Source organism: Variovorax sp. J22G73, assembly GCF_030317035.1.
GTDB lineage: Bacteria > Pseudomonadota > Gammaproteobacteria > Burkholderiales > Burkholderiaceae_C > Variovorax.
Map to the genome: position 1 here is coordinate 705,140 of NZ_JASZYK010000003.1, position 25,753 is coordinate 730,892.

General features: G+C 69.3%; 27 protein-coding genes. 18 read left to right on the plus strand and 9 right to left on the minus strand.

Annotated elements, in window-relative coordinates:
• The first annotated feature begins 15 nt into the window (after positions 1-15).
• Positions 16-729: an HAD family hydrolase gene (locus tag QTI51_RS15780; RefSeq protein ID WP_286514989.1), complete on the plus strand. Its 714-nt coding sequence runs from the start codon at positions 16-18 to the stop codon at positions 727-729.
• Positions 730-772: 43 nt separating this feature from the next.
• Here QTI51_RS15780 and QTI51_RS15785 read toward each other — a convergent pair whose 3' ends face one another.
• The 3 genes from QTI51_RS15785 to QTI51_RS15795 all read right to left on the minus strand — a co-directional run bounded on the left by QTI51_RS15785 (position 773) and on the right by QTI51_RS15795 (position 4,036).
• Positions 773-1,807, minus strand: coding sequence for a GGDEF domain-containing protein (locus QTI51_RS15785; RefSeq protein WP_286514991.1), 1,035 nt, complete (start codon positions 1,805-1,807; stop codon positions 773-775).
• Positions 1,804-2,469 (minus strand): hypothetical protein, encoded by a 666-nt coding sequence (locus QTI51_RS15790; RefSeq protein ID WP_116911366.1) that lies wholly within the window; start codon positions 2,467-2,469, stop codon positions 1,804-1,806. Before QTI51_RS15790 ends, QTI51_RS15785 begins: the two co-directional genes overlap by 4 nt.
• A 328-nt stretch (positions 2,470-2,797) precedes the next feature.
• A complete protein-coding gene (locus tag QTI51_RS15795; RefSeq protein WP_116911365.1) occupies positions 2,798-4,036 on the minus strand; it encodes a D-alanyl-D-alanine carboxypeptidase family protein in 1,239 nt (412 codons plus the stop codon).
• A 361-nt stretch (positions 4,037-4,397) separates the two neighbouring features.
• Between QTI51_RS15795 and QTI51_RS15800 the strand changes: the two genes are divergently transcribed.
• Positions 4,398-4,880, plus strand: coding sequence for a GreA/GreB family elongation factor (locus tag QTI51_RS15800; protein WP_286514995.1), 483 nt, complete (start codon positions 4,398-4,400; stop codon positions 4,878-4,880).
• Positions 4,881-4,922: 42 nt separating this feature from the next.
• Here QTI51_RS15800 and QTI51_RS15805 read toward each other — a convergent pair whose 3' ends face one another.
• Both QTI51_RS15805 and QTI51_RS15810 read right to left on the minus strand, forming a co-directional pair.
• Positions 4,923-5,228, minus strand: coding sequence for a DUF6719 family protein (locus QTI51_RS15805; protein WP_353506530.1), 306 nt, complete (start codon positions 5,226-5,228; stop codon positions 4,923-4,925).
• A gap of 26 nt (positions 5,229-5,254) precedes the next feature.
• Positions 5,255-6,169, minus strand: a complete 915-nt coding sequence (locus tag QTI51_RS15810; RefSeq protein WP_286514998.1) for a LysR family transcriptional regulator — start codon at positions 6,167-6,169, stop codon at positions 5,255-5,257.
• A gap of 147 nt (positions 6,170-6,316) precedes the next feature.
• Here QTI51_RS15810 and QTI51_RS15815 point away from each other — a divergent pair, with 147 nt between their 5' ends.
• Positions 6,317-7,528 carry an MFS transporter gene (locus tag QTI51_RS15815; RefSeq protein WP_286515000.1) on the plus strand — a complete coding sequence of 404 codons (1,212 nt, stop codon included), beginning with the start codon at positions 6,317-6,319 and terminating at the stop codon, positions 7,526-7,528.
• Between the two features lie 3 nt (positions 7,529-7,531).
• Here QTI51_RS15815 and QTI51_RS15820 read toward each other — a convergent pair whose 3' ends face one another.
• A complete protein-coding gene (locus QTI51_RS15820) occupies positions 7,532-8,440 on the minus strand; it encodes a LysR family transcriptional regulator (protein WP_286515002.1) in 909 nt (302 codons plus the stop codon).
• Between the two features lie 189 nt (positions 8,441-8,629).
• Between QTI51_RS15820 and QTI51_RS15825 the strand changes: the two genes are divergently transcribed.
• The 11 genes from QTI51_RS15825 to QTI51_RS15875 all read left to right on the plus strand — a co-directional run bounded on the left by QTI51_RS15825 (position 8,630) and on the right by QTI51_RS15875 (position 17,765).
• Positions 8,630-9,349, plus strand: coding sequence for a pirin family protein (locus QTI51_RS15825; protein WP_286515003.1), 720 nt, complete (start codon positions 8,630-8,632; stop codon positions 9,347-9,349).
• Positions 9,350-9,491: 142 nt separating this feature from the next.
• Entirely contained in the window at positions 9,492-10,145 is a 654-nt protein-coding gene (locus QTI51_RS15830; RefSeq protein WP_286515004.1) for a hydrolase, read from the plus strand.
• Between the two features lie 17 nt (positions 10,146-10,162).
• Positions 10,163-10,438: a DUF1427 family protein gene (locus QTI51_RS15835; RefSeq protein ID WP_116911359.1), complete on the plus strand. Its 276-nt coding sequence runs from the start codon at positions 10,163-10,165 to the stop codon at positions 10,436-10,438.
• Between the two features lie 131 nt (positions 10,439-10,569).
• Positions 10,570-12,462 carry an amidohydrolase gene (locus QTI51_RS15840; protein ID WP_286515005.1) on the plus strand — a complete coding sequence of 631 codons (1,893 nt, stop codon included), beginning with the start codon at positions 10,570-10,572 and terminating at the stop codon, positions 12,460-12,462.
• 2 nt (positions 12,463-12,464) lie between these two features.
• A complete protein-coding gene (locus tag QTI51_RS15845; protein ID WP_371085018.1) occupies positions 12,465-12,887 on the plus strand; it encodes a DoxX family protein in 423 nt (140 codons plus the stop codon).
• Positions 12,880-14,493 (plus strand): MFS transporter, encoded by a 1,614-nt coding sequence (locus QTI51_RS15850; protein ID WP_286515008.1) that lies wholly within the window; start codon positions 12,880-12,882, stop codon positions 14,491-14,493. The genes QTI51_RS15845 and QTI51_RS15850 overlap by 8 nt, the downstream gene beginning before the upstream one ends.
• A 66-nt stretch (positions 14,494-14,559) precedes the next feature.
• Positions 14,560-15,126 (plus strand): Dps family protein, encoded by a 567-nt coding sequence (locus tag QTI51_RS15855; RefSeq protein WP_286515009.1) that lies wholly within the window; start codon positions 14,560-14,562, stop codon positions 15,124-15,126.
• Between the two features lie 95 nt (positions 15,127-15,221).
• Positions 15,222-16,043 (plus strand): alpha/beta fold hydrolase, encoded by an 822-nt coding sequence (locus tag QTI51_RS15860; protein WP_286515010.1) that lies wholly within the window; start codon positions 15,222-15,224, stop codon positions 16,041-16,043.
• A gap of 14 nt (positions 16,044-16,057) precedes the next feature.
• Entirely contained in the window at positions 16,058-16,762 is a 705-nt protein-coding gene (locus tag QTI51_RS15865) for an AraC family transcriptional regulator (protein WP_286515011.1), read from the plus strand.
• Between the two features lie 23 nt (positions 16,763-16,785).
• Positions 16,786-17,103, plus strand: coding sequence for a GNAT family N-acetyltransferase (locus tag QTI51_RS15870; RefSeq protein WP_116911353.1), 318 nt, complete (start codon positions 16,786-16,788; stop codon positions 17,101-17,103).
• Positions 17,104-17,150: 47 nt separating this feature from the next.
• Positions 17,151-17,765: an antibiotic biosynthesis monooxygenase gene (locus QTI51_RS15875; protein WP_286515014.1), complete on the plus strand. Its 615-nt coding sequence runs from the start codon at positions 17,151-17,153 to the stop codon at positions 17,763-17,765.
• On the opposite strand, the gene QTI51_RS15880 is transcribed toward QTI51_RS15875, so the two are convergent.
• Both QTI51_RS15880 and QTI51_RS15885 read right to left on the minus strand, forming a co-directional pair.
• Complete coding sequence (locus tag QTI51_RS15880) at positions 17,756-18,493, minus strand: YoaK family protein (protein WP_286515016.1); 738 nt, start codon at positions 18,491-18,493, stop codon at positions 17,756-17,758. The genes QTI51_RS15875 and QTI51_RS15880 overlap by 10 nt on opposite strands.
• 214 nt (positions 18,494-18,707) lie before the next feature.
• Positions 18,708-19,775 (minus strand): S1C family serine protease, encoded by a 1,068-nt coding sequence (locus QTI51_RS15885; protein ID WP_286547623.1) that lies wholly within the window; start codon positions 19,773-19,775, stop codon positions 18,708-18,710.
• A gap of 263 nt (positions 19,776-20,038) precedes the next feature.
• Here QTI51_RS15885 and QTI51_RS15890 point away from each other — a divergent pair, with 263 nt between their 5' ends.
• On the plus strand, positions 20,039-21,481 hold the full coding sequence (locus tag QTI51_RS15890) for a catalase (RefSeq protein ID WP_286515019.1): 1,443 nt from the start codon (positions 20,039-20,041) through the stop codon (positions 21,479-21,481).
• A 192-nt stretch (positions 21,482-21,673) separates the two neighbouring features.
• The gene (locus tag QTI51_RS15895; RefSeq protein ID WP_286515020.1) at positions 21,674-22,966 is read left to right on the plus strand and encodes an MFS transporter; all 1,293 of its coding nucleotides are present in this window, start codon (positions 21,674-21,676) and stop codon (positions 22,964-22,966) included.
• Between the two features lie 37 nt (positions 22,967-23,003).
• Here the strand turns inward: QTI51_RS15895 and QTI51_RS15900 are convergent, their stop codons facing one another.
• Complete coding sequence (locus QTI51_RS15900) at positions 23,004-23,897, minus strand: LysR substrate-binding domain-containing protein (RefSeq protein ID WP_207786753.1); 894 nt, start codon at positions 23,895-23,897, stop codon at positions 23,004-23,006.
• 122 nt (positions 23,898-24,019) lie between these two features.
• Here QTI51_RS15900 and QTI51_RS15905 point away from each other — a divergent pair, with 122 nt between their 5' ends.
• Both QTI51_RS15905 and QTI51_RS15910 read left to right on the plus strand, forming a co-directional pair.
• On the plus strand, positions 24,020-24,850 hold the full coding sequence (locus QTI51_RS15905; protein ID WP_286515025.1) for an HpcH/HpaI aldolase family protein: 831 nt from the start codon (positions 24,020-24,022) through the stop codon (positions 24,848-24,850).
• A complete protein-coding gene (locus tag QTI51_RS15910; RefSeq protein WP_286515027.1) occupies positions 24,847-25,743 on the plus strand; it encodes an amidohydrolase family protein in 897 nt (298 codons plus the stop codon). Before QTI51_RS15905 ends, QTI51_RS15910 begins: the two co-directional genes overlap by 4 nt.
• Positions 25,744-25,753: the final 10 nt, after the last annotated feature.

Sequence of the window (25,753 nt, forward strand, 5' to 3'; positions counted from 1 at the left end):
TGACAAAACCTGCACATGCGCAACACCCTTGCCGCACCCATCGTCGTGTTCGACATCGACGGCACATTGACCGACACCGTGGCCCTGCACCAGCGCGCGTTCGAAGCCGCGCTGCGCAGCTTCGACTTTCCGCGGCTGCGCACCCAGTGGGGCAGCTACCGGCACCACTCGGACAGCGCCATCTTCAGGGAGGCGTGGGAAGAAGCCGGCTTCGACGGCGAGCCGCCGCTGCAACTGCTGGAGGCGCGCTACCAGCGCGAGTACGACGCGCTGTGCGACACCGATGCGAGCGAAGCCCGTGCGTGCGAAGAGATCGCGGGCGCATCGCAGCTGCTGGCGCAGATCGCGCAGGCCGGCTGGATCGCCGCGTTCGCGACCGGCAGCCTGCGGCATGGCGCGCACCGGAAGATGGCGCTGCTGGCGCATGCCTTCGACGCCGACCTGCTGGCCACCGCGTCGGAGCACGAGACCCGCGAAGACATCGTGCAGGCCGCCATCGACAAGGCGCGCGCCAGGCACGGCGTGCCGGCCGGCAGCAGGGTGGTTTCCATCGGCGACGGTGTGTGGGACCTGCTCACCGCGCGGGCGCTGGGGCTGGAGTTCGTCGGCATCGGCGATGCAGACCGGGCGAAGCAGCTGGCGCAGATCGATGCCGATGTGGTCGTGCGGGGCGAGCTGCGGGACGTGGGGCGGCTGCTCGGGTGCTACGACCCCGAGGCAGGCGCCTGAAGGGCCATCGAGGACTTCAGCGGGGTAAGCAGGGTCAGCGCGTTCAGCGCACCTCGTCCGCCACCCGCACCGTATCCCGCCCAGCCTCCTTGGCCTTGAGCATGGCCAGGTCGGCCCGGTGCAGCGTCTGCAGCACCGATTCACCGTCGCGCAAAGACGCGATGCCGGCCGACACGGTCAGCTGCCCGTCGGGCCGGGGCACCGCTGCCAGCAGGCCGCGCAGGCGGTCCGCCAGCTTGCGGGCGCCGTCTTCGCCCTGGTCGGGCAGCAGCACGCAGAACTCCTCGCCGCCCAGCCGGCCGAACACGTCGCTGTCGCGCAGGGCGCGCTGCAGCACGCCCGACATGCCGCGCAGCACCGCATCGCCTGCCGCATGGCCGTGCGCGTCGTTGAGCCGCTTGAAATGGTCGATGTCCAGGTACAGCAGCGTCAGCGGCGCAGCCGTCGCGCGGGCGCGGGCCGCCGCGTCTTCGGCCTGCTGGAGAAAGTCGGCGCGGCTGCGCGCGCCCGTGAGCGTGTCGGTGACCGAAAGGCGGGCCAGCCGGTGCTCCTGGTCGAAGGCGCGGCGCTGGTAGTCCTGTATCCGCAGGTGGCTCACGAAGCTCGTCGCCAGCGCCATCGTCGCGAACAACAGGCCGAACACGGTGTCGGTGCGGCTGGCCGTGTGGTCGAACACGAAGGGCAGGAAGAAGGCATAGCAGGCGATTGCCCCGCCGATCCACTGGGCCAGCGTGATCCAGAAGAAGCTGGTGGCCAGCACGATGATGGCCGCTGCCGGCACGAAGTACATCAGCGGCCGGTCGGTGCCCAGCGCGCCCAGGTAGCTGTTGAAGCTGACCGTGGCAATGGTCGCCATGCACGCCAGCCCGTAGCCGCGCACCGAGGGGGCGCGCACGATGATCCAGGCGAACAGCGCGGTCATCGGCAGCAACAGCAGGCGCAGCCAGATGTATTCGGGCGTGGGAATCGCCAGCCGCGCCAGCACGGCGAGCAACGAGCCCAGCACCGCGGTCACGCCCATCTCGACGGCGGTGAGCTGCAGGCGCCTGCGGGTCTGGTCTCTGTAGGCGTCGCTCACTGTCCGTCTTTCGTCTGTGTCCAGAGCGTTGCATCGGGCGCCACGGCCGCATCCGCGTCGAGCGTGAACTTGTCATGCAGCAGCCGCCAGCAACCGTAGGGCAGCTTGGCGCGCATGTAGTAGCTGCCGAAACCGCTGCCGCTCAGTTGCGGCGCCGTGCCCGCGTGCTGCTCCAGCACGATGGCCCGCCAGCGGCTCACGTCGAGCAGTTCGCCGGTCTTCGCGTTCCAGCCCAGGTCGACGGGCGCCGTCAGCACCTCGGGGCTGGCCGGCTGGCGGCGCGCGAGCGTGGCCACGTGCAGCTCGGGGTCCTTGAATGCGGGAATGCGCGTGATGGCCAGCAGCTCGAAGCCCGCGTTGATGAACTGGGGACCGACGTCGGCAATGTGCAGGCCGAGCAGCGCCGCGAGCGCCCAGTAGTCCGCGTCGCCGTGCTCGAGCCGCGCCACGCAGGCAGCGGTGAAGGCCGGTGCATCGGCGCGCCAGGCCTTGGCGAAGGGCGCCATGCTGTTCTTCAGCAGGCCGACCTCGTGCATGGCACCCAGCACGTTGATGTGGTCGTCGACCGTGTCGCTGCTCGCCGCACGTGCCGCGGCGGCGGCCAGCGCCCAGCGGCCCTTGTCGGCGGCTTCGGCCGCGAGTTTGCTGAGTTTCTTTTGCATGGTGGAGACGTGGCGCGAAGCCGGGGAGCGCCGCATCGTTCAGGGAGACGCCATTGTCTTGCAACAAGTTTCATTTGTTGCAAAGGGGTTGTAGGACGTCTGGCCCCTTGAGCCGCACCCGGTGTACGCGGAGCTGCTGGAGCAGTCATCGACAACGCGCCCGGCAATGGCATTTAGTGAAGGCGCCGCTGGGGCGCGTGCGCGGGGCAACGCGCTACAAGCTCTTTCGCAAGCCGGAGCCGCCGGGCGCGTACTGATGCTGGCAGGAAGCGCAGCGCCCCCGCATCACGTCCTCATCACGCCCGCATCACCCCCAATCAAGCCCGCTTCACTTGCCGAACAGGCGCATCAGGTGCTGCCACATGCGCAGGAAGAAGCCGGCGCGTTCCACGTCGGCCTGCGCCACCAGCGGCGTTTCAGCCACCTGCTTGCCGTTCGACTCCGCGACGATCTTGCCGATGACCGCGCCCTTGGCCACCGGTGCTTCCAGGTCGGCCTTGACCTGCACCGAGGTGCTCACCTTCTGGCCGCGCGGCACCGTGATGGTCCAGGGCGCGCCCAGGCCCGCGGCCACGGTGTCGGCCTTGCCGAAGGCGATCTTGGGCGACGCGACGACCGCCGTGGGCTCGATGGGCGTGGCCTTCTCGAAATTGGCGTAGCCCCAGCCGAGCAGGGCGCGCGTTTCGTCGGCACGCGCCTGGGCGCTGTTGGTGTTCAGAATGACCGTGATCAGGCGCATGCCGTTGCGCTTGGACGAGGTGACCAGGCAAAAGCCGGCTTCCTGCGTGTGGCCGGTCTTCAGGCCGTCGACCGTGGGGTCGGTGTAGAGCAGCGCGTTGCGGTTGCCCTGCTTGATGTTGTTGTACTTGAACTCGCGCTCCGCGTAGATCGGGTAGTAGTCGGAGCTGTCGCGGATGATGGCGCGCGCCAGTATCGCGAGGTCGCGCGCGGACGACTTGTGGTCGGGGTCGGGCAGGCCCGTGGGGTTCACGAAGTGCGTGTGCGTCATGCCCAGGCGCTGGGCTTCGGCGTTCATGAGCTTGGCAAAGCCCTCTTCGGAGCCGGCCATGTGCTCGGCAATGGCCTTGGACGCGTCGTTGCCCGACTGGATGATGATGCCGCGCAGGATGTCGATCACCGTCGCCTGGCTGTTCAGCGGCAGGTACATGCAGGACTCGGTGCTCGAGCCGCGGCACCAGGCGTTCTGGCTCACCGACACCAGGTCGTCCTTCTTGAGCTTGCCTGAGCGCAGCGCCTGCTCCACCAGGAAGCTGGTCATCATCTTGGTGAGCGACGCGGGCGGCAGCGGCTCGTCGGGGTTGGCCGAGGCCAGCACCTCGCCCGAGTCGAAGTCCATCAGCAACCAGGCCTTGGCTGGCAGCGCGGGCGGGCCGCCGGCCACGGCGGTCTGTCCGGCCAGGGGTGCCGAGGCGGGCGCGGTGGCGGCCTTCTTCTGGGCGGCGGGCTTGGCGGCATGGGTGGCCGCGAAAGCGGTCGCGCCGGGAACCAGGGCACTGGCAGCGATTGCGAAGGCGAGCGGGAGGATGGAGGGAGTCTTGAATTGCATGGGGGTATGTGAGCGGACCGCGGTGCGGGCCGGGGGAGCGGACTGGGGATTTTGACGGATCGAAGGGGCTCGAGTGTGGTTGGAAGATCGAAATGCCAAGCGTAAGTTCGGCAACCAAGTGCGCAATGTCGAAATGACGACGGGGCCACGGCCCTGTCGGGCAGGTCATTCGCTCCCTCGGCGCCGATTTTCAGTTGCGTTGCCCGTGTGCTGGCTTGGCCGGGGGGCACGGCAAAATGCGATCTGCTGGCGACCTTCGGTCAGAAGTCAACCTCCAGCGCACAGCAGCGTCGAAGGGTTCTGGAGCCCTTCATATTCAAAACCTACTCCCCCCGCTCGTTCGAGATGCCGACCTTTCGCCATGGATAAATTCTTGCTGCAACAGCAGGTGCTGGAACGGCTCGCCGAAGACCTGCTGCAAGCCGAGCAGGCCGTGCGGGCGGCGCATGAAACGGCGACGCACGAAGAAAACATCGCCGAAAACAAATACGACACGTTGGGGCTCGAGGCCGCCTACCTGGCCACCGGCCAAGCTCGGCGCGCAGAAGCCATACGCCAGGCGATGGCCGGTTGGCGCCGATTCCGCCCGCGTCCCTACGACGCCGTCAAAGGCATACAGCTCGGCGCGCTGGTCTGCCTGGTCGATTCCGACGACAGGCAGCAACAGCTCTTTCTCGGCCCGGATGGCGGCAGCATGCAGTTGGTCAGCGGCGCCCAGCTTGTTCAGGTCATCAGCAGCGAAGCCCCTTTGGCCAGGGCCATGCTGGGCAAATGCGAGGGCGATGAGGTGTCGCTACAGGTCGCTCCGGTCCGGCAGCAGTTCGAGGTGCTTCGGGTTCTTTAAGCCGCAAGCAGCGTGCGGCTCGCCACTTGGCCCCGCGTGCCTTCAGGAGCCCGACCCCGCGGAATCGCCCTGTGGCCGCTTCACGCACTCCACCTGCCGCGCCACGCCGGTCTTCTGGTTGCCCCCGATGATCTTCTTGACCTGGCCTGCCGGGCAGCGCCCGTCGTCGACGTAGACCACGTCGCCCTGGCGCACGCTGCCTTGCGCCGGCATGGTCTTGAGCACCTCGACCGGCGCAGCCACGGCCGATGCCGCGCCGCAAACGAGCGCGCCGAATAGCGCTGATCCCACCGCCGAAAAGACGGCCCCGCCCCAGCCGGTGTTCGCTGCTTTGCACTGTCTACGCATGGTCCGAGCCTTTCAAAAAGATGTTTTCACAAGATGCCCGCGATCCGCTCGCGCAGCCGCGGCGTCACGAAGTCCAGGAACGCGCGCAGCTTCAGCGGCAACGGCGCCTGTCCCGTGTGCACCAGGCTGACGGGCAAGGGCGCCGACTCGAACGCATCGAGCACGATGCGCAACGACTGTGCGCGCACGGCGTCCGCCACCTGGTAGGACAGCACGCGGATCAGCCCCACCCCCAGCGTCGCGGCGGCGATGGCGGCCTCCGCCGTGTTGACCGTCAACCGCGAGCGAACCGGCACCGACAGCGCCGACTTGCCCTCGCCGAAGGCCCAGGCGCGCATCGACGCCAGCACCTCGAAGGTGATGCAGTCGTGCACTGCCACGTCCGCCGACACGTCCCGCGGCGTGGCCGGCACGCCGTGCGCCGCGAGGTACGCCGGGCTGGCGCACACCACGCGCCGCACCGTGCCCACGGTCGTCGCCATCAAGGTGCTGTCGGGCAACTGGCCGATGCGCACGGCGGCGTCGGCGTGCTCGTCCATCAGGTGCACCACGCGGTCGGTGAGCACCAGGCTGATGCCGATTTCGGGGTAGTGCGCGAGGAACTCCGCAACCACCGGCACCACGTGCAGCCGCCCGAACAGCTCCGACGCGGTCACCACCAGCTCGCCCTTGGGCGAGGCGTATTCCCCGGTCGCGGCGCGCTCGGCCTCGCCGATCTCCTCGAGGATGCGCCGGCACGCGGCCACGTACGAAATGCCGGCCTCGGTCAGCGACAGCTGCCGCGTGGTGCGGTGCAGCAGGCGCGTCTTCAGGTGCGCCTCCAGCTCCGCCACCTTGCGGCTGACCGTGGTCAGCGGCATGTCGAGCAGGCGCGCGGCGCCCGACAGGCTGCCCGCGTCGACGACCGCGACAAGGATGGACATGGCATCGAGACGGTTCATGCGTGGCTACCAAATTTCGGAAGAATCATTCCCGATCTTGAGGGATTCTCTTCATGCGTGCAAACACCTAACCTGCAGCCGTGACCTCCCAAAAAACGCAAAGCGGCATTTCGCCGCAGCTGGAGGCACACAGCCCAGGAGAGCGCCGTGACCGGCTCCACAACCATCGCATCCGCCAGTTCCCCAGCCCCCGCGGTCGCCTCGCGCGGCAAGATCGTCATGATGGCCGTGATCGCCGGCGCGGTGATCACCAACATCTACTGCACGCAGCCCATCCTGCCGCTGATCGCCTCGGGCATGAACGTGGGCGTGGCCCAGGTCGACCTGGTCGCCGGCGCGGCGCTGCTGGGCTTCGCGGTCGGGCTGGCGCTGCTGCTGCCGCTGGGCGACCGCTTCGACCGCCGCAAGCTGGTACTGGGGCAGATCGTGGGCGCCTTCGTGTTCGCCTCGGCGGCGGCGCTGGCGCCCGGCATCTGGGCGCTGATCGCGGCGTCGTTCGCGCTCGGCATCGTCAGCTGCGTGCCCCAGCAGCTGGTGCCTTTCGCGGCCGTCATGTCGCTGCCCGGCGAGCGCGGGCGCTCGGTGGGCACGGTGGTCAGCGGCATCATGGTCGGCATCCTGCTGGGCCGCACCCTCAGCGGCGTGGTCGGCGCGGCCTGGGGCTGGCGCGCGGTGTACGGGGTGGAGGCGGCGTTCATGGTGCCGGTGTGGATCGCGGCGGCCAGGCTGCTGCCGCGCGGCGTGCCCAGCACCGACCTGTCCTACGGCCGGCTGCTGGCGTCGCTCTGGCCGCTGGCGCGCGACCACCGGCCGATCCGCGAATCGATGATGGTGCAGGCGCTGCTGTGGGCCGGCTTCAATGCCTTCTGGGTGAACCTGGCGGCGCTGCTGGCCAGCGGCCCCTGGCACCTGGGCAGCGCCTGGGCGGGCGGCTTCGGCATCATCGGCGCGGCCGGCGCCATGGCGGCTTCGCTGGGGGGCCGCGCCACCGACAAGCTGGGGCCGCGCAGCGTGGTGGCGGCCAGCATCGGCATCGTGACGGTGGCCTTCCTGCTGCTGGCCGGCGCGGAACATTCGCTGGTGTTCCTGGTGATCGGCGTGGTGGTGCTCGACATCGGCGTGCAGTCGGGCCTCGTGTCCAACCAGACCCGCGCCTTCGCGGTCGACCCCAAGGCGCAGGGCCGCATCAACAGCCTGTACATGACCGCCACCTTCTCCGGCGGCGCCCTCGGCGTGATGGTCAGCGGCTGGCTCATGACGCGCTACGGCTGGCCGGGCATCGTGGTCTTCGGCGTGGCGCTGGGGCTCGCCGCGGCGGCGGTGCACTTCAGCGGCAGGGCGCACGCGCCGGCACGCTGAGCCTCACACGGAGCGCGGCAGCAAGGCCGGCACCAGCTGCCGGTTGAGCTGCTTGACCCACCACTTCAGCGCCTCGCCCATCAGGCCCGTCTTCCAGCCCAGCCAGAACGCCTCCGGCGCGCGCGGCTCCTCGGTCTGCAGCTCGACCAGGGTGCCGCGCGCCAGTTCGCGCTCGACGCAGGCGCGCGGCAGGAAGCCGTGTCCTAGTCCGGCAACCTGGCAGGCGATCTTCGCGACCATCGAGGGCACCGCGATGCGCGGCTGCCCCGCCAGCAGGCCGACGGTGCGGTCCGACAGCGTGCGCGCGCTGTCGCTCACCACGATGGCGTTGTGCTCCAGCAGGTCGCCGCGCTGCAGCGGCTGCTTCGCGCGCGCCAGCGCATGCGTGGGCGCCACGCAGAAGGCGAAGGCCAGGCTGCCCACCATCACGGCCTGGTAGCCGCCGCCCGCCGGACCCTCGCCCGCGGCGATGACGATGTCGGCGCGCCCCTCGCGCAGCGCCTCCCAGCTGCCGGTGAGCGCCTCGCAGCCGATGCGCAGCCGCGTGCCGCAGCGCAGGTCTTCGAAGGCGCGCACGTCGTCGATGAGCGCCTGCGTGGGAATGAGCGAGTCGTGCACCAGCCGCAGCTCCGACTCGAAGCCCGTGGCGATCTGCCGCATGCGCGACTCCAGGTCGCTCGCGGCGCCCAGCAGCCAGCGCCCCTCCTTGAGCATTTCGCTGCCGGCGGCGGTGAGCGTCACGCGCGGGCCGTTGCGCTCGAACAGCTGCATGCCCAGCTGCTCCTCCAGCTTGCCGACCGCGTAAGAGATGGTGGAAGGCACCTTGTTCAGGCGCCCGGCGGCGGCGGCGAACGAGCCGTGGCGGTCGATGGCGTCCACCACCTCGATGGCTTCCAGGCTGAGCTTGAGCACGGCGGCTCCTTTGCAAAAAATGTGGGCTCGAATCGATGTTCGAAAAATTCGATCATAGACGCCAAAAGGTTTCGCCAACAGCCCCTGCACGAACGCCGAAGATTCGTCCCATGGCTCGGAGATTTCCTCCGAACACCATTGTGAATTCGATTGAACTAAATCGAACTCGAACATTGCAAGGAACGAATCATGTTGGACATTCGCAGCGCCTCGGACCGTGGAATCGCAGACTTCGGCTGGCTCAAGTCGCGCCATACCTTCTCGTTCGGCCACTACCACGACCCGGCGCAGGAAGGCTTCTCCGACCTGCTGGTCATCAACGACGACCGCGTGGCGCCGGGCCGCGGCTTCGGCACGCACCCGCACCGCGACATGGAAATCTTCTCGTACGTGCTCGACGGCGCGCTGGAGCACAAGGACTCCATGGGCACGGGCTCGGTCATCCGCCCCGGCGACGTGCAGATGATGAGCGCCGGCGCCGGCGTGCGCCACAGCGAGTTCAACTCGTCGGCCACCGACCCGCTGCACTTCCTGCAGATCTGGATCGTGCCCGGCGCCAAGGGCGTGGCGCCGCGCTACCAGCAGGTGCACTTCGCGCCGCAGGAAAAGCGCGGCCGGCTGCGCCTGATCATTTCGCCGGAAGGCACCGACGGCTCGCTCGCCGTGCACCAGGACGCCCGCGTGTACGCCGGCCTGTTCGACGGCGACGAAGCTGCCTCGCTGGCGTTCGGCCCCGGGCGCAACGCCTATGTGCACGTGGCGCGCGGCAGCGTGGAGGTCGACGGCCAGCGCATGGCCGAAGGCGACGGCGCCCGGGTGCGCGACGCCCGGCAACTGACGCTGGCACGCGGCGAAGGCGCTGAGGTGCTGGTGTTCGACCTGCGCCCCAACGAGCTGCCCGCCTTCTGAGCGGCGGCAAATGTCCAAACGGCCTCATTAATCGACAAGACACGCACCCTCGGTGAAACGAGGATGCACGCCACGGGGCGATGCCCCATTGCCCCCCGAGTTTTTTTCTTTCTTTCACTCACCTCGTTCAAGGAGTCATCTCATGTCCATCCAAGCCACCCCCACCGCCGGCGCCAAGCTCCTCACCCCCAAGGACCACACGCTGGTGATGATCGACTTCCAGTCGCAGATGGCCTTCGCCACGCACTCCATCGAGGCGATCACGCTGCGCAACAACGCCGCGCTGGTGGCCAACGCGGCCGCCGGCTTCGGCGTGTCGACCATCCTCACCACGGTGGCCGAGAAGAGCTTCTCGGGCCCGATGTTCAGCGAGATCACCGACGCCTTCCCGGGCCAGAAGATGCTCGACCGCACCTCCATGAACACCTGGGAAGACGCGGCCGTCATCGCCCGCGTCAACGAGATCGGCAAGCCGCGCATCGTGCTGTCGGGCCTGTGGACCGGCGTGTGCATCGTGGGCCCGGCGCTGTCGGCCATCGACCAGGGCTTCGAGGTGTTCGTGATTGCCGACGCCTGCGGCGACGTGTCCGCCGAGGCGCACAACCGCGCCATGGACCGCATGGTGCAGGCCGGCGCGCAGCCCATGACCTCGCTGCAGTACCTGCTGGAGCTGCAACGCGACTGGGCCCGCACCGACACCTACGACATGACCACCGGCATCGCGAAGAAGTTCGGCGGCGCCTACGGCCTGGGCGTGACCTACGCCAAGACCATGTTCGGCGCGCACGAAGGCTGAAACCCGCGGTGACGAAGATGAAGCCCTACGTCCTGTCGCTTGCGCTCGGCCTGCTGGTCGGCGTGATCTACGCACTGTTCCAGGTGCGCTCGCCGGCGCCGCCGGTCATCGCCCTGGTGGGGCTTCTGGGAATCCTGCTCGGCGAGCAGGTCCCGCCGCTCATCAAGAGCGTGCTCAAGCCGCAGGCCACGGCGACCTCGTGGCTGCACCACCAGGTGAAGCCGCACGTGTTCGGCGAACTGCCGCAGTGCGCCAAGACCGAACCGGGCGCCGCGCCGCGCAAGGAAGCATGAGCGATCCACTCGACGAACAACGCCGCCGGCTGTGCCTCGGCACGCTCGGCGCCGCTGCCCTTGCCGGAACGGCAAGCGCCCAAACCAGCGGGACGGCAAGCGCCCAAACCAACGCCCGAAAGACTTCCCCCATGTCCGGCACCCAGACACCCGACCTCATCCTCCACAACGGCCGCTTCACCACCCTGGACCGCGCCAACCCCACGGCCAGCGCCGTGGCCATCAAGGACGGCCGCTTCCTGCGCGTGGGCCGCGGCGAAGACGTGCTGCCGCTGGCCGGCAGCGCCACCCGCGTGGTCGACCTGCAGGGCAAGACCGTGCTGCCCGGTCTCATCGACAACCACCTGCACATCATTCGCGGCGGGCTCAACTACAACCTCGAGCTGCGATGGGACGGCGTGCGCAGCCTGGCCGACGCCATGGGCATGCTCAAGCGCCAGGTGGCCATCACGCCGGCGCCGCAATGGGTGCGCGTGGTGGGCGGCTTCACCGAGCACCAGTTCGCCGAGAAGCGCCTGCCGACCATCGAAGAGCTGAACGCCGTGGCGCCCGACACGCCCGTGTTCATCCTGCACCTGTACGACCGCGCGCTGCTCAACGGCGCCGCCATGCGCGCCGTGGGCTACACCCGCGACACGCCCGCGCCGCCCGGCGGCGAGATCGTGCGCGACAGCGCCGGCAACCCCACCGGCTTGCTGCTGGCCAAGCCCAACGCGTCCATCCTGTACGCCACGCTGGCCAAGGGCCCGAAGCTGCCGCTGGACTACCAGGTCAACTCCACGCGCCACTTCATGCGCGAGCTCAACCGCCTGGGCGTCACCGGCGCCATCGACGCGGGCGGCGGCTTCCAGAACTACCCCGACGACTACCAGGTGATCCAGCAACTGGCCGACGCCGGCCAGCTCACCATTCGCCTGGCCTACAACCTGTTCACGCAGAAGCCCAAGCAGGAAAAGCAGGACTTCCTGAACTGGACATCGACTTCCAAATACAAGCAGGGCGACGACTACTTCCGCCACAACGGCGCGGGCGAGATGCTGGTGTTCTCGGCCGCCGACTTCGAAGACTTCCGCCAGCCGCGCCCCGACATGGCGCCCGAGATGGAAGGCGAGCTCGAAGAGGTGGTGCGCGTGCTGGCGCAAAACCGCTGGCCCTGGCGCCTGCACGCCACGTACGACGAAACCATCGAGCGCGCGCTCGACGTGTTTGAAAAGGTCAACCAGGACACCCCGCTGGCCGGCCTGAACTGGTTCTTCGACCACTGCGAAACCATTTCCGAGAAGTCGATCGACCGCATCGCCGCGCTGGGCGGCGGCATTGCCGTGCAGCACCGCATGGCTTACCAGGGCGAGTACTTCGTGGAGCGCTACGGCGCCGGCGCGGCCGAGGCCACGCCGCCCGTGAAGCGCATGCTGGAGAAGGGCGTGAACGTGTCCGCCGGCACCGACGCCACGCGCGTGGCCTCGTACAACCCGTGGGTGTCGCTGTCGTGGCTGGTCACGGGGCGCACCGTGGGCGGCATGCAGCTGTACCCGCAGCGCAACTGCGTCGACCGCGAGACCGCGCTGCGCATGTGGACCGAAAAGGTCACCTGGTTCTCCAGCGAGGTCGGCAAGAAGGGCCGCATCGAGGCCGGCCAGCTGGCCGACCTGATCGTGCCCGACCGCGACTTCTTCGGCTGCGCCGAATCGGACATTGCCGACACCACCGCGCTGCTGACCATGGTGGGCGGCAAGATCGTCTACGGCGCCGGCCCGTTCGCGCCGCTGGACGAAGGCACGCCCCCCGCGGCCATGCCCGACTGGTCGCCTGCGCGCACCTTCGGCGGCTATGCCGGCTGGGCCGACACGAAGGAGGGTGCTCCGCTGCAGAAGGTGATGCGCCAGGCGGCCGCCGCCTGCGCCTGCGCCAACGACTGCAACGTGCACGGCCACCAGCACGCCACGGCCTGGAGCAGCAAGCTGCCCATTGCCGACCTGAAGAGCTTCTGGGGCGCGCTCGGCTGCGCGTGCTGGGCGGTATGACGATGCGCTGGAACAACTCTCCCTTGGCCTCGCCCCTGACCTCTGCGGCGCTGCGCTGGTTCGCCCTGCTGCTGCTGTGCGCCGCCTACCTGCAGGGCGGCTTCAACAAGGCCACCGACTTCGCCTCGGCCATTGCCGAGATGAACCACTTCGGCGTGTCGCCCGCGGCGCCGATGGCGCTGGCCGTCATCGTGCTGGAGCTGGGCGCCTCGGCGCTCATCCTCACGGGCTTCTACCGCTGGCTGGGCGCGCTGGCGCTGGGCGCGTTCACGCTGTTCGCCACCTTCGTGGCGCTGCGTTTCTGGGAAATGCCGGTGGGGCAGGGCCGCTTCATGGCCGCGAACTCGTTCTTCGAGCACCTCGGGCTGGTCGGCGGCTTCGTGCTGGTGGCATGGCATGACCTGAAGGAGCGTGCGAATGGCTGAGCACGCGCAGCCCACATCCCCCGCAACCGCGGCCCCGGCCAAGGCCGCCAGCAGCTTCGCGCCGCTGCGCCAGCCGGTCTTCGCCGTGCTGTGGGCGGCCACCGTGCTGGGCAACATCGGCAGCTTCATGCGCGACGTGGCCAGCTCGTGGCTGGTGACCGACCTGTCGGCCAGCCCGACGGCGGTGGCCCTCATTCAAACGGCGGCCACGCTGCCGATCTTCCTGCTGGCCATCCCGGCGGGCGTGCTGTCGGACATCCTCGACCGCCGGCGCTTCCTGATCTTCGTCCAGCTGGTGCTGGCCAGCGTGAGCGGCACGCTGCTGGTGCTCTCGCACACCGGCAACCTCACGGTGGAGTACCTGATCGCGCTGACCTTCGTCGGCGGCATCGGCGCGGCGCTGATGGGGCCGACCTGGCAGTCGATCGTGCCCGAGCTGGTGCCGCGCGCGGACCTGAAGAGCGCGGTGGCGCTCAACTCGCTGGGCATCAACATCGCGCGTTCCATCGGGCCGGCCGCGGGCGGGCTGATTCTGGCGAGCTTCGGCGCGGCCATGACCTACGGCGCCGACGTGCTGAGCTATGTGTTCGTCATCGCGGCGCTGCTGTGGTGGAAGCGCCCGGCGGCGGTGGACAGCGGCTTGTCGGAGAACTTTCTCGGCGCCTTCCGTGCCGGCCTGCGCTACACGCGCGCCAGCAAGGAGCTGCACCGCGTGCTGCTGCGCGCGGCCGTGTTCTTCCTGTTCGCGAGTTCGGTGTGGGCGCTGCTGCCGCTGGTGGCGCGCCAGATGCTGGGCGGCACCGCCGGCTTCTACGGCGTGCTGCTGGGCGCGGTGGGCGCGGGCGCCATCGCCGGCGCGCTGGTGATGCCGCGGCTGCGCGCAAGGCTGGACGCCGACGGCCTGGTGCTGCTGGCCTCGGTGATCACCGCCGCCGTGATGGGCGCGCTGGTGTTCGCGCCGCCCAAGTGGCTGGCCGTGCTGCTGCTGTTGCTGCTGGGCCTGGGCTGGATCATTGCGCTGACCACGCTCAACGGCGTGGCGCAGGCCATCTTGCCGAACTGGGTGCGCGGGCGTGGGCTGGCCGTGTACCTCACGGTGTTCAACGGCGCCATGGCCGCCGGCAGCCTGGGCTGGGGCCTGGTCGCGCAGGAAATCGGCGTGCCCTACACGCTGGTGGCCGGCGCGGTCGGCCTGGTGATCGTGGCGCTGCTGTTCCACCGTGCGCGGCTGCCCACGGGCGAGTCGGACCTGCAGGCCTCCAACCACTGGCCCGAGCCGCTGGTGGCCGAGCCCATCGCGCACGACCGCGGCCCCGTGATGATCCAGGTCGAATACCGCATCCGCAAGGAAGACCGCCCGGCCTTCCTCGACGCGATGAAACGCCTGTCGCTGGAGCGCCGCCGCGACGGCGCCTACGCCTGGGGCGTGACCGAGCACACCGGCGACGCCGAGCGCGTGATGGAGTGGTTTTTGGTCGAGTCGTGGGCCGAGCACCTGCGCCAGCACCACCGCGTGTCGCATGCAGACGCCGACCTGCAAAGCGAGGCCGTGCGCTTCCACATCGGGCCGGAGAAGCCCGTGGTGCACCACTTTCTTTCGCTTTGATGTCGCTTTGATCTCCCTCTGATTTCCTTCCGACTTTTCTCCGACTCCAGACAACCAGGGAACCCCATGGCCACATCCAAACCTTCCAAGGCGCCAAAGCCTGCCCGGTCCGTCAAGGCCCTGGCCGACAGCACCAAGGCACGCCGCACCGCGTCGCTGCACACGCCCAGCGACCTGGGCGCGGACGCTACGCGCGACATCTCGGCCGCGCTCAACGTGCTGCTGGCCGACGTGTTCGCGCTGTACTTCAAGACCAAGAACTTCCACTGGCACATGTCGGGCCCGTCGTTTCGCGACTACCACCTGCTGCTCGACGAGCAGGCCGACCAGATCTTCGCCACGGTCGACCCCATTGCCGAGCGCGTGCGCAAGGTGGGCGGCACCACGCTGCGCTCCACCGGCCATGCCACGCGGCTGCAGCGCCTGTCGGACAACGACGCCGACTTCGTGACCCCCATCGGCATGCTGGCCGAGCTGCGCGAGGACAACCAGCGCCTGGCCGGCTTCATGCGCGCCACGCACGCCGTGTGCGACGAGCACGGCGACGTGGCCACCGCCAGCGTGCTGGAGAACTGGATCGACGAGGCCGAGCGCCGCACGTGGTTCCTGTTCGAGTCGGTGCGGCAGAGCTGAGCAGGCTGCGCGTTCCGTTCCGTTCCCTTTTCGTTCCCCTATCCGTTTCCCTTTTTGTTCCGGCCTTCCTCCCTTTCGACTCCACAGGAAAAACCATGACCACACTCACCCTGCGCGACGGCACCGAGCTCTACTACAAGGACTGGGGCTCGGGCCAGCCCATCGTCTTCAGCCACGGCTGGCCGCTGAGCGCCGACATGTGGGACGCGCAGATGCTGTTCTTCGCCGAGCGCGGCTACCGCACCATCGCCTTCGACCGCCGCGGCTTCGGCCGCTCGAGCCAGCCCTGGACCGGCTACGACTACGACACCTTCGCCGACGACCTGGCCGAGCTCATCGAGAAGCTCGACCTGAACAACGTGGTGCTGGCGGGCTTTTCGATGGGGGGCGGCGACGTCACGCGCTACATCGCGCGCAAGGGCACGGCGCGCGTGGCCAGGCTGGCGCTCATCAGCGCCGTCACGCCGCTGTTCATGAAAACGGCCGACCACCCCGCGGGCCCCGACGCCTCGCTGTTCGAGGGCATTCGCGCCGGCCTGGTCGCCGACCGCCCGCAGTTCCTGGACGACTTCAGCACGCTGTTCTACGGCACCAACCGCCCGGGCGCCAAGGTGTCGCAGGGCGTGTTCAAGCAGACGCTGCAGATCGCGCTGCAAGCCTCCATCAAGGCCACTATCGACTGCGTGACCGCGTTCTCGGAAACCGACTTCCGTCCCGACATGGCGAAGATCGACGTGCCCACGCTGGTGATCCATGGCGACGACGACCAGGTGGTACCCATCGAGGCCACCGGCAAGCTCGCGGCGGAAATGATCAAGGGCGCGCAGTTCAAGGTGTATGCCGGCGCGCCGCACGCCACCTGCAAGACGCACGCCGACCAGGTGAACGCCGACCTGCTGGCGTTCATCCAGGGCTGAGGCGCAGCGCCGGCGTGCCCACGGCACATCCAGCGCGGCAACCGACGGGCGCCTACGGCGACCTGCTCGGGCGCTGCTTCGAGCTGCCGTCGGCGCCCGCGCTGGTGATGCTGCCGGCTTTGAACGCGGCGGCGGCATCGAATGCCGCCGCCATGCCGTTCGCGGTCACGCGCATCACCTGCCTGCCCGACCAGCTGGGCATGAAGCCGGAGATTCCGGCCGAAGACGCCTTCCTCGTCACCCTGCACCTGGCCGCCGCGGCGCACCACGAGCTGTGGGTGCGCGGGCGGCCCGCGGTGGTGCGCGGCTACGTGCCGGGCGCGATCAGCATCGTCGACCTGCGCGACGAGGTCGCCAGCTACCTGGGCACGCCGCTGGACGCGCTGCAGTTCTACGTGCCGCGCGCGCTGGTGCGCGCCGTGGCGCAACTGTCGCGCGCGGAAAACATGGCACCGGTGAACGGCCTGGCCTGCGCCCCCGGCCTGGTCGACCCGGTGATGTGCAACCTGGGCGCGGCCGTGCTGGCGCTGTTCGAGCGGCCACGACCCGCGGCTGCCGGCGTGCAGCGGCACCTGGCGCTGGCGATTTGCGCCCACCTGGTGCACCGCTTCGGGAACAATGCCGACGTTCAGGCCAGCCCCCAGACACCGCTTGTTGCGCCGCTCGTTGCACCGCTAGTTGCCCCGCTTGATTTGCCGCTTGCAGCGCGGCTGCATTGACGACTTCCAAAGGACCGCTTTTCATGACCACAGATTCCACACCCCCCTCCGTTCAGGACAATCCCGCCAAGCACCGCTTCGAGTACGCGTCGCAGGGTGAACGCGCGGTCGCCATCTATTCGCTGGACGGCGACGTCATCACCTTCATCCACACCCTGGTGCCCGAAGCCTTGCAGGGGCAGGGCATCGCGAAGAAACTGGTGCTGGCGGGCCTGGCCTCGGCGCGCGAGCGCGGGCTGCGCGTGATTCCGCAGTGCCCCGTGTTCGCGGCCTACATGCGCGCGCACGCCGACACGCACGACCTGCTGGCCGACGAAGGCCGCAAGCTGCTCGGCCTCTGAGGCTCGGCATTCAGGAAGCCCGCCGATGACCTACCCATGACCCACTCATGACCACCGATGACCGCCACCCCGAGCTGCGCACCGCCACGCTCGACGAAATCGCCGGGCGCGCCGTGCCGGGTGCCGAGACCGTCACCGCCGTCATCCAGCAGACGGTCAGGCGCGAGTCCGTGGCCGCCTACGAGCAGTGGCTGAAAAAGGTGGTGCCCATTGCCGCGCGCTTTCCGGGGCACCGCGGCGTCAACGTCATCCATCCCGCGGCGGGCGGGCTGCAATACACCATCACCATCCGCTTCGACTCGCTCGCGCATGCGCAAGACTGGTTCGCCTCCGGCGCGCGCAAGCAGCTGGTCGACGAGGTGGCGCCGCTGCTCGATGCCGACGAGAAGGTGGAAACGCGCAGCGGGCTGGAGTTCTGGTTCCACCCCGCCCCGGGGCAGCCGCCGGCCAGGCGCTACAAGCAGTTCTTGCTGACGCTGTCGGTCATCTACCCGCTGACCATGCTGGTGCCGGCGGTGGTGCACCGCGTGCTCGCGCCGGTGCCCGTGCTGTCCGGCTACTGGCTGGAGCACCTCGTGGCTTCGGCGGCCATCGTCGGGCTGATGGTGTACCTGGTCATGCCGCGCTACACGCGCCTGATGGCGCGCTGGCTCTACAAGTGACGCGCTGAAGCCGCTGGCTGCGGCTGCGGCTGGGGTGCAGGCGCCGTCGGGTCGCCCTCGTGCGTGCGGCCCTGCAGCAGCACCGACAACGCCGCCAGCACCGGCGGCACGGCGAAGCACCACACGTTCCATCGCGCGTAGATGAGCGCCGCCGCCGCGCAGCCGGCCGCGAACCAGGCCACGGCCGCGGCCATGCGCCGCATGCGCGCGCGGGCGGCAGCGGCTTCTTCGGGTGGCTGGCCGCCGCGCAGCAGGTCCGCCAGGTCGACCATCACCTGCGTGGTCGTGCCGGTCATCAGCGTGGTCGGCGGCGCGCTGCCCAGGTGAATGCGATGCACCGCGTTCTGGATGGCCATGGCCGACACCAGCACCAGCCCCGCGAGCATCGCGGCGGCGCTGTCGCCGTCTTCGAACGGGCCGAAGTGCATGGCCACGATGCCGCCCGCCAGCAGCAGCACCGTCTTCAGCACCAGCATCGTGCGCAGCACCGGCAGCCCCATGCGCGGCAGCCCGTAGCTCAGCCAGCGCGCGAGCATCACCACCACGCAGAACACCGGCAGCGCCAGCAGCTTGGTGATCGCGCCCGAGGTGCCGTGCACCAGCGCCGCGCCGATGGTCACGAAGTTGCCGGTCACGTGCGCGGTGAACAGGCCGTGCAGCGCGAGAAAGCCGGCGGTGTCGACGAAGCCGCCGTTGAGGCTCATGAGTTGGGGCAGGGTGGGTTTCATGAGGAGGTCTTTGTTTGCGAACGACGAGGAGGACGAGGAGAACGAGGATGACGAGGGCGCACTGTGCGAATGGTGCAGATGGTGCGCCCTGGCGCCGGTGCAGTCTTGTCGGGTTGGCGTGCGCTTTGCACATTCGCGACGCCGCGCTCTGCTTCGCACACGGTGCACCGAGGCTGGCGTGCGCAATCGCCGCCGGCCGTGACGCAGGCCAGTGCTAGCGCACGCTCAGCTTCGTTCGCTCACCGCTCGCGGTGTTGACCAGTTGCACGCCGTCCCCGTCTTTCACGGTGTAGTAGCACAGACGGCTCCAGCCGGGGGTATTGAAGGTCGCGCACATGGTGTCGTCTCGCACGTCCCAGTTGCCCCAAGCGGTCGACTTGGCGTTCCTTGCATAGACGCGGCCGGATGAAAACGTCAACTCGACGGTGCCGAAGGTCGCCGGATCGCGCGGGTGCTTGTATGTCCACGTCTTGCCGAGCAGCATCGGCGTTTCCAGGCGCAGCCGGGGCAGGCTCGGCATTGGGGGGCGCTTCGGCTCCTGCTGCACCGCCGGGGGCGTGGTCGCCGGCTTGTCGTAGGCGGCCAAGGCGAGGCGGCCGCGCTCGGGCAGGTCGAAGATCCACTCTGCCGGCCGCGCAAAGTTGAGGTTCTGGGCCGAGCCGGTAACGCCCGACGTCGTGATGCCCACCAGGCGGCCCTGCTCGTCGAACAGTCCGCCGCCGCTCGACCCGGGAGAGATCGGCGCGGAAATCTGGATGTACTCGACGGCTCCGCTGCCATTGCGGCGCAGGGCGGAGACCAGGCCGTCGCTCATGGTTTGCTCGAGCGAGCGCGGCGTGCCTATGGTGTAGATCTTCTGTCCCACTTTCAGCGTGGCAACGGGCGCCACCGTGACCGCGGGGGCCGTGAAATTGGCCGCCTTGATCGAACACAGGTCGCGTTCGGTGTCCGGGTATTCAAGCTGGGCCTGGAACGTCACGTTCTCGTGCTTCACCAGAATCGCCCCGGCTTTCGCGAGGACGTGGCAGTTCGTGACCAGCCTTCCCGGTCCGACCACCACACCGGTGCCGGTGCTCAAGGCCTTGCCCTGTGGATCCAGCGTGGTGATCACCCAGACCGAGGGGGAGGCGCGTTGGAACAGCTCCTCCGCCGACATGGCATGGCAGACCGCCGGCGTGCTGGCGACGATGCCCAGCCCGAGCGCCACCCAGGTCGCGATCCCGAAGGCACCGTTTTCCGTGCCGCGCGCGCGTGGGTCTGGATGGCTGTGGGCGTTGAACAAGCGACTGCTCATGATTTCGACGATGGTCAGCGAAAAGCGCAAAGAGCGCAAAAAAAGCGGCGCCTGCGATGCAGTCAGCCGCGATCGAAACTAGTTTGCCAATGCTTACCGCCTGCTGACCAGGCGATGGAGATGGGGCGGAAACGGCGATTGCGCAGCCCGGCTGCGTTCAATCCGCGCGACTCTTCTTCAAGACGCGCCGCCCGCGGCGCGGTACACATCCCTGCAAGCATCCATCCCGAGCCATCGACCGAAGACACCCCATGCCTCCCCCAAGCAGCAGGCCCCCCACCCTGACCACCGCGGGCGGCGCGCCCGTGGCGGACAGCCAGCACTCCATCACCGCCGGCCCGCGCGGGCCGATCCTGCTGCAGGACTACCAGATGGCCGAGAAGCTCGCCTACCTGGCGCGCGAGCGCATTCCCGAGCGCGTGCTGCACGCGAAGGGCGCGGCCGCCTTCGGCACGTTGCGCATCACCGGCGACATCGCGCGCCACACGCGCGCGCACTGCCTGCAGCCTGGGCGCATCACGCCGGTGCTGGTGCGTTTTTCGGGCCTCACGGGCGAGCGCGGCTGCGCCGATGCCGAGCGCGACATGCGCGGCTTCGCGCTCAAGGCGTACACGCAGGAGGGCAACTGGGATCTGGTCGGCAGCCACCTGCCGGTGGCCTGCATCCGCGATCCGCAGAAGTTTCCGGACCTGGTGCGCGCGCTCAAGCGCCACCCGGTGAGCCACCTGCGCTCGCCCACCGCCATCTGGGACTTCTGGTCGCTCTCGCCCGAGAGCATCCACCAGATCGTGATGCTGTTCTCCGACCGCGGGCTGCCCGCCAGCTACCGCCACATGCACGGCTACGGCGCGCACGCCTTCGGGCTGCTGAACGAGGCCGGCGAGCGGGCGTGGGTCAAGTTTCATTTCCGCACGCGGCAGGGCATCCGCTGCCTGAGCGACGCGCAGGCGCGCGACACCATCGCCGACGACCGCGAGAGCGCGCAGCGCGACCTGTTCGAGGCCATCGAGCGCGGCGAGCATCCGCGCTGGTCGCTGCATGTGCAGCTGATGAGCGACGCGCAGGCCGAGGCGCTGCCGTTCAACCCCTTCGACCCGACCAAGGTCTGGCCGCAGGACATGTTTCCGCTGACCGAGCTGGGCGAGCTCACGCTGGACGCCAACCCCGACAACTACTTCGCGCAGGTGGAGCAGGCCACCTTCAACCCGGCGCACCTGGTGCCGGGCCTGTGCATCTCGCCCGACAAGCTCTTGCAGGGCCGGCTGCTGGCCTATGCCGACGCCCAGCGCTACCGCGTGGGCACGCACCATGCGGCGCTGCCCGTGAACCGCCCGCAGTCGCCGGTGCACACGTACCACGCCGACGGCGCCATGCGGCTGAACGTGCCGCCGCGCACCGACGCCTACTACGAGCCCAACTCCTTCGGCGGCCCGCGCCCCGACCGCCGCCACGCGGAGCCCGCGCTGGCGTTGCAGGGCGACGCCATGCGCTTCGACGACCGCCAGGGGCTGGGCGACTACGCACAAGCCAGCGTGCTGTACCGGCGCATGGACGAGGGCGAGCGCGCGCGCCTAGCCGCCAACCTCGCCGCGGCGATGGCCGGCGTGCCCGAGGCCATCCAGCGTCGGCAGGTGGCGCATTTCAGGCTGGTGGACGAGGCGCTGGGTGCGGGCGTGGAAGCTGCGCTGGCGTAGACCGTCCCCGTGGGTCCAAGGCGCCGATCCATACGCCAAAGCTACCCAAATGGCCCCCTGAAAATGTATTGGCGGATATGCATGGCCACTCCTAGCATCGGCCGGACACAGCGCCTGCGACGCCGACCCTGCCCGTGATTTGACGGCGTGGGCGCGCGCGCAAGGCGCACCACCGAAGGAGACAAGAAAACCATGTCATCGCTCCCCCTGCGCGGGGCGGCCCGTCCGCTCCCCGGCGGCTCGCGCACGTCGCGCGCCAGCCGCTTCGCCGTTGTCGTCTGCTTCCTGGTCGCGCTGATCGACGGGTACGACACGCTCATGCTCTCCTTCGTCGCGCCGCTGGTGTCCAGGGAATGGGGCATGCCGCCGGGCGCTTTCGGGAAGGTGTTCGCCATGAGCTTCGCGGGCGCGGTGGTGGGGGCCGTGGCCGTGGGCGCGGCGGCCGACCGCTTCGGGCGGCGCAGGCTGCTGCTGGGCTCCATCGCGGTGGCGGGCGGCTTCATTTTGCTGAGCGCCGGCGCCAACTCGCCGGAGCAGCTCATGGCGTGGCGCTTTCTGTCGGGCATCGGGCTGGGCGGGGCCATTCCCACCATCTCGGCGCTCGCGGCCGAGCATGCGCATCCCGAACGGCGCAGCGCCACCGTGTCGCGCATGTTCCTGGGCTTTCCCATCGGCGCGGTGGCTGGCGGCGCAATCACCGCCGCGTTGATGCAGCAGGTGGGCTGGCGCGGCATCTTCGTGGGCGGCGGCACGCTCGCGCTGGCGTTGCTGCCGCTGGTGTTCGCGATGTCCGAGCCGAAGCATGAACCAGCGAATGACCCGGCACGCGGCAGCGCCTCGCCGTCACCCGTCAGGCATCCATTGGCCGAGGTGGTCGCCGATGGCCGGGCCATGGGCACCGCGATGATCGCGACCGCCGCATTCATGATCCTGCTGGTCAGCTACTTCCTGCTGAGCTGGACGCCCAGCGTGCTCGCCATGAACGGCATGAGCCCGCAACGCTCGGCGCTGGCCGGGGTGATGCTGAACGTGGGCGGCGTGGCCGGGGCCTTCGCCATGTCCTTCGTGGTGGCGCGGCGCAGCCCCTTCGGCCCGGTGGCCATCTGCCTGGCGCTGGGGGCGCTGCTGGTGCCGCTGTTCGGCCTGCATGTCGTCGACAGCGTGGTCGGCAGGGAGATGGGCGGCGAGCTTGTCGCCTTTTGCCTGGTGTTCGCCATCGGGCTGCTGGTCATCGGCGGGCAGATGAACATTCCGGCGCTGTGCGTGCACTACTACCCGGCCAGCGTGCGCGCCACCGGCGTCGGCCTGTCGATGTCCATCGGCCGCGTCGGCTCCATCGTCGGGCCGCTGGTGGGCGGGATGCTGATGAGCGCGCAGCTCTCGTGGAGCCGGCTGTTCATGCTGGCGGCCATTCCGGCGCTGGTCGCGGCGGCGGCGCTGGGGTGGGTGGCGCGCAGCCGGCCCGCGGACCGGTCCGGCGGTTGAACCTTCGAGCGGGCTGGCGAGCTGGCGGACTGGTCGGCTAGCGGTTGCGGCTCGCGCGCAGCAGCCGCAGCAGGCTGTCCAGGTGTGGGTTGGCGTCGGCGTCGCGGTAGCCCAGGTACAGGCTGGACACGGCGTCCTTGTCGAGGATGCGGCTGTACAGCACCCCTTCGAGCTGGATGCACTGCGTGTCGTTCGGCACGATGGCCACGCCGAAGCCCGCGGCCACCAGGCCGATCATGGTCGAGGCCTCGCGCGTCTCGTGCATCACCGCCGGGCGAAAGCCCGCCTTGGCGCACAGCTCCTGCACCTTCCAGTACAGGCCGATGCCGGCGTCGCGCGGGTAGACGATGAGCGGCACGTCCTGCAGCTCCTTGATGTGGATGCCCTTGCCGCGCGTGAGCACGTGCTGCTGCGGCATGGCCGCCACCAGCGGCGCCGAGTACCACTCCTCGATGGTCACCCCCACCGGAATGCCCACGTTGGGCTTGCGCAGCACGCCCAGGTCGAGCGCGCGGGCGTTGATGGCGTCGAGCTGGTGCATCGAGGCCATTTCCTGCAGCCGCAGCTCCACCGCCGGAAAGCTCGCGCGGTAGTCGCGAATGGCCGCGGGCAGCGCCGCCGTGAGCATCGACGACGCGGTGAAGCCCAGGTTGAGCTTGCCGATCTCGCCGACGGCGGCGCTGTGCACTTCGTCTTTCGCGCTCTGCACCGACGCGAGGATGGTGCGCGCCCGGTCCAGGAAGTGGCGCCCCGCCTGCGTGAGGTACACGCGGCGCTTGTCGCGCTCGAACAGCTGCACGCCCAGCTCTTCTTCGAGCGCGCGGATCTGCGTGCTCAGCGGCGGCTGCGCCATGTACAGGCGCTCGGCGGCGCGGGTGAAGTTGAGCTCTTCGGCCACGGCGACGAAGTAGCGAAGGTGTCGAAGTTCCACGATATCTCCTGCGTATCGAAAGCCATCCGAATTCGGTATTTCCCGGTATGAAGACCATTCTCTAGCATCAACCCGCAACCGCACAACCACGCATTCGCAACGCATCTGAAGGAACACTCCGCATGGCCCCAGACACGGCTTCGGCACCCGCCGACGCATCGACCAACCTCGTCGTGAGCCGCCTGCGGCAGCGCCTGCCGGTGGCGGCGCTGGGCATCCGCTGCTCGCGCACGCCCGAGATCGCACGCATCGCCAAGGCCAGCGGCCACCACGCCATCTGGGTGGACCTGGAGCACAGCGGCATCGGCATCGATGCGGCGGCGCAGATCTGCGCGGCGGCGCTCGACATCGGGCTGATGCCCTTCGTGCGCGTGCCCGAGCGCGAGTACGGCGTGATCGGCCGGCTGCTCGACGGCGGCGCGGCGGGCATCATCGCGCCGCGCATCGAGACCGTGGCGCAGGCCGAAGACCTGGTGGCGGCCTGCCGCTTTCCGCCGCTGGGCCACCGCTCGGCCATCGGCGCGCTGCCGCACCTGGGCTACCGCAAGCTGCCCGCGGCCGAGTTCAACGCGGCCATGAACCGCGCCACCGCCGTGAAGGTGCTCATCGAAAGCCCGCTGGGCATCGCCAACATCGACGGCATTGCCGCCGTGCCGGGCATCGACATCGTGGGCATCGGCACCAACGACCTGAGCGCGGAGCTGGGCGTGCCCGGCGACTTTCGCCACCCGCGGGTGCGCGAGGCGCACGAGGCCGCGCTGGCCGCCTGCCTGCGCGCGGGCAAGCCGCTGGCCATCGGCGGCATCGCCGACGCGGCCTATTCCGCCGAGCTGGTGCGCCGCGGCGCGGCCCCTTTCCTCATGACCGGCATCGACACCGATCTCCTGCTGGCCGCCGCGCACGAGCGCGTGCGGCTGGCGCTCGCCTCCATCGAAACTTCCGACTCGCCATGACCTCTGCAGACATCCTCACCTCCAAGCCCATGCGCGCCGCCGACACGCTCGCGCGGCCGTCGTTCGACGTGCCCGCCGGCGCCTGCGACGCGCACGTGCACGTGTTCGAGAGCGAAGCGCGCTACCCGCACGTGGCGCACCCGCACTACACGCTGCCCGACGGCCCCCTCGCCAAGCTGGACGCCATGTGCGCGTCGCTGGGCCTGGCGCGCTACGTGATCGTGCAGCCCAGCTTCTACGGCACCGACAACCGCTGCATGCTCGACGCGCTGGACGTCGCCGGCGAGCGCGCGCGCGGCGTGGCCATGGTGGCCGACGACATCGCGCAGACCGCGCTGCAGGACATGCACCTGCGCGGCGTGCGCGCGCTGCGGCTCGACCTGTTCCTGCGCTCGTCGCTGCCGACCGCCGAGCTGGTGCGGTACATACAGCGCAGCGTGCGCCAGACCCAGGCGCTGGGCTGGCACCTGCAGTTCTATACGCCGGGCTGGGTGGTGCGCGACCTCATTCCGTACCTGGGCGATATCGATGCCGACTTCGTCATCGACCACATGGGCTACATGCTGGAAAGCGACGGCCTCACGCGGCAGGACTTCGACCGCCTGCTGCGCGTGCTGGCCGACGGGCGCGGCTGGATGAAGCTTTCGGGCCCCTACCGCGTGGCGAAGGACGGCAACTACGACAAGCTGCGCCCGCTGGCGCACGCCATCGTCGACGCGCTCCCCGAGCGCACCATCTGGGGCAGCGACTGGCCGCACATTCCGGAAGGCGGGCGCGACACCGGCGAGCTGCTGAACCTGCTCGCCAGTTGGGTGCCCGGTGCGCACGCGCGCAGGCGCATCCTGGTGGACAACCCGGCGCGGCTGTTCGGCTTCGGGCCGCTTTCGCAGTAAGGTGCGCATG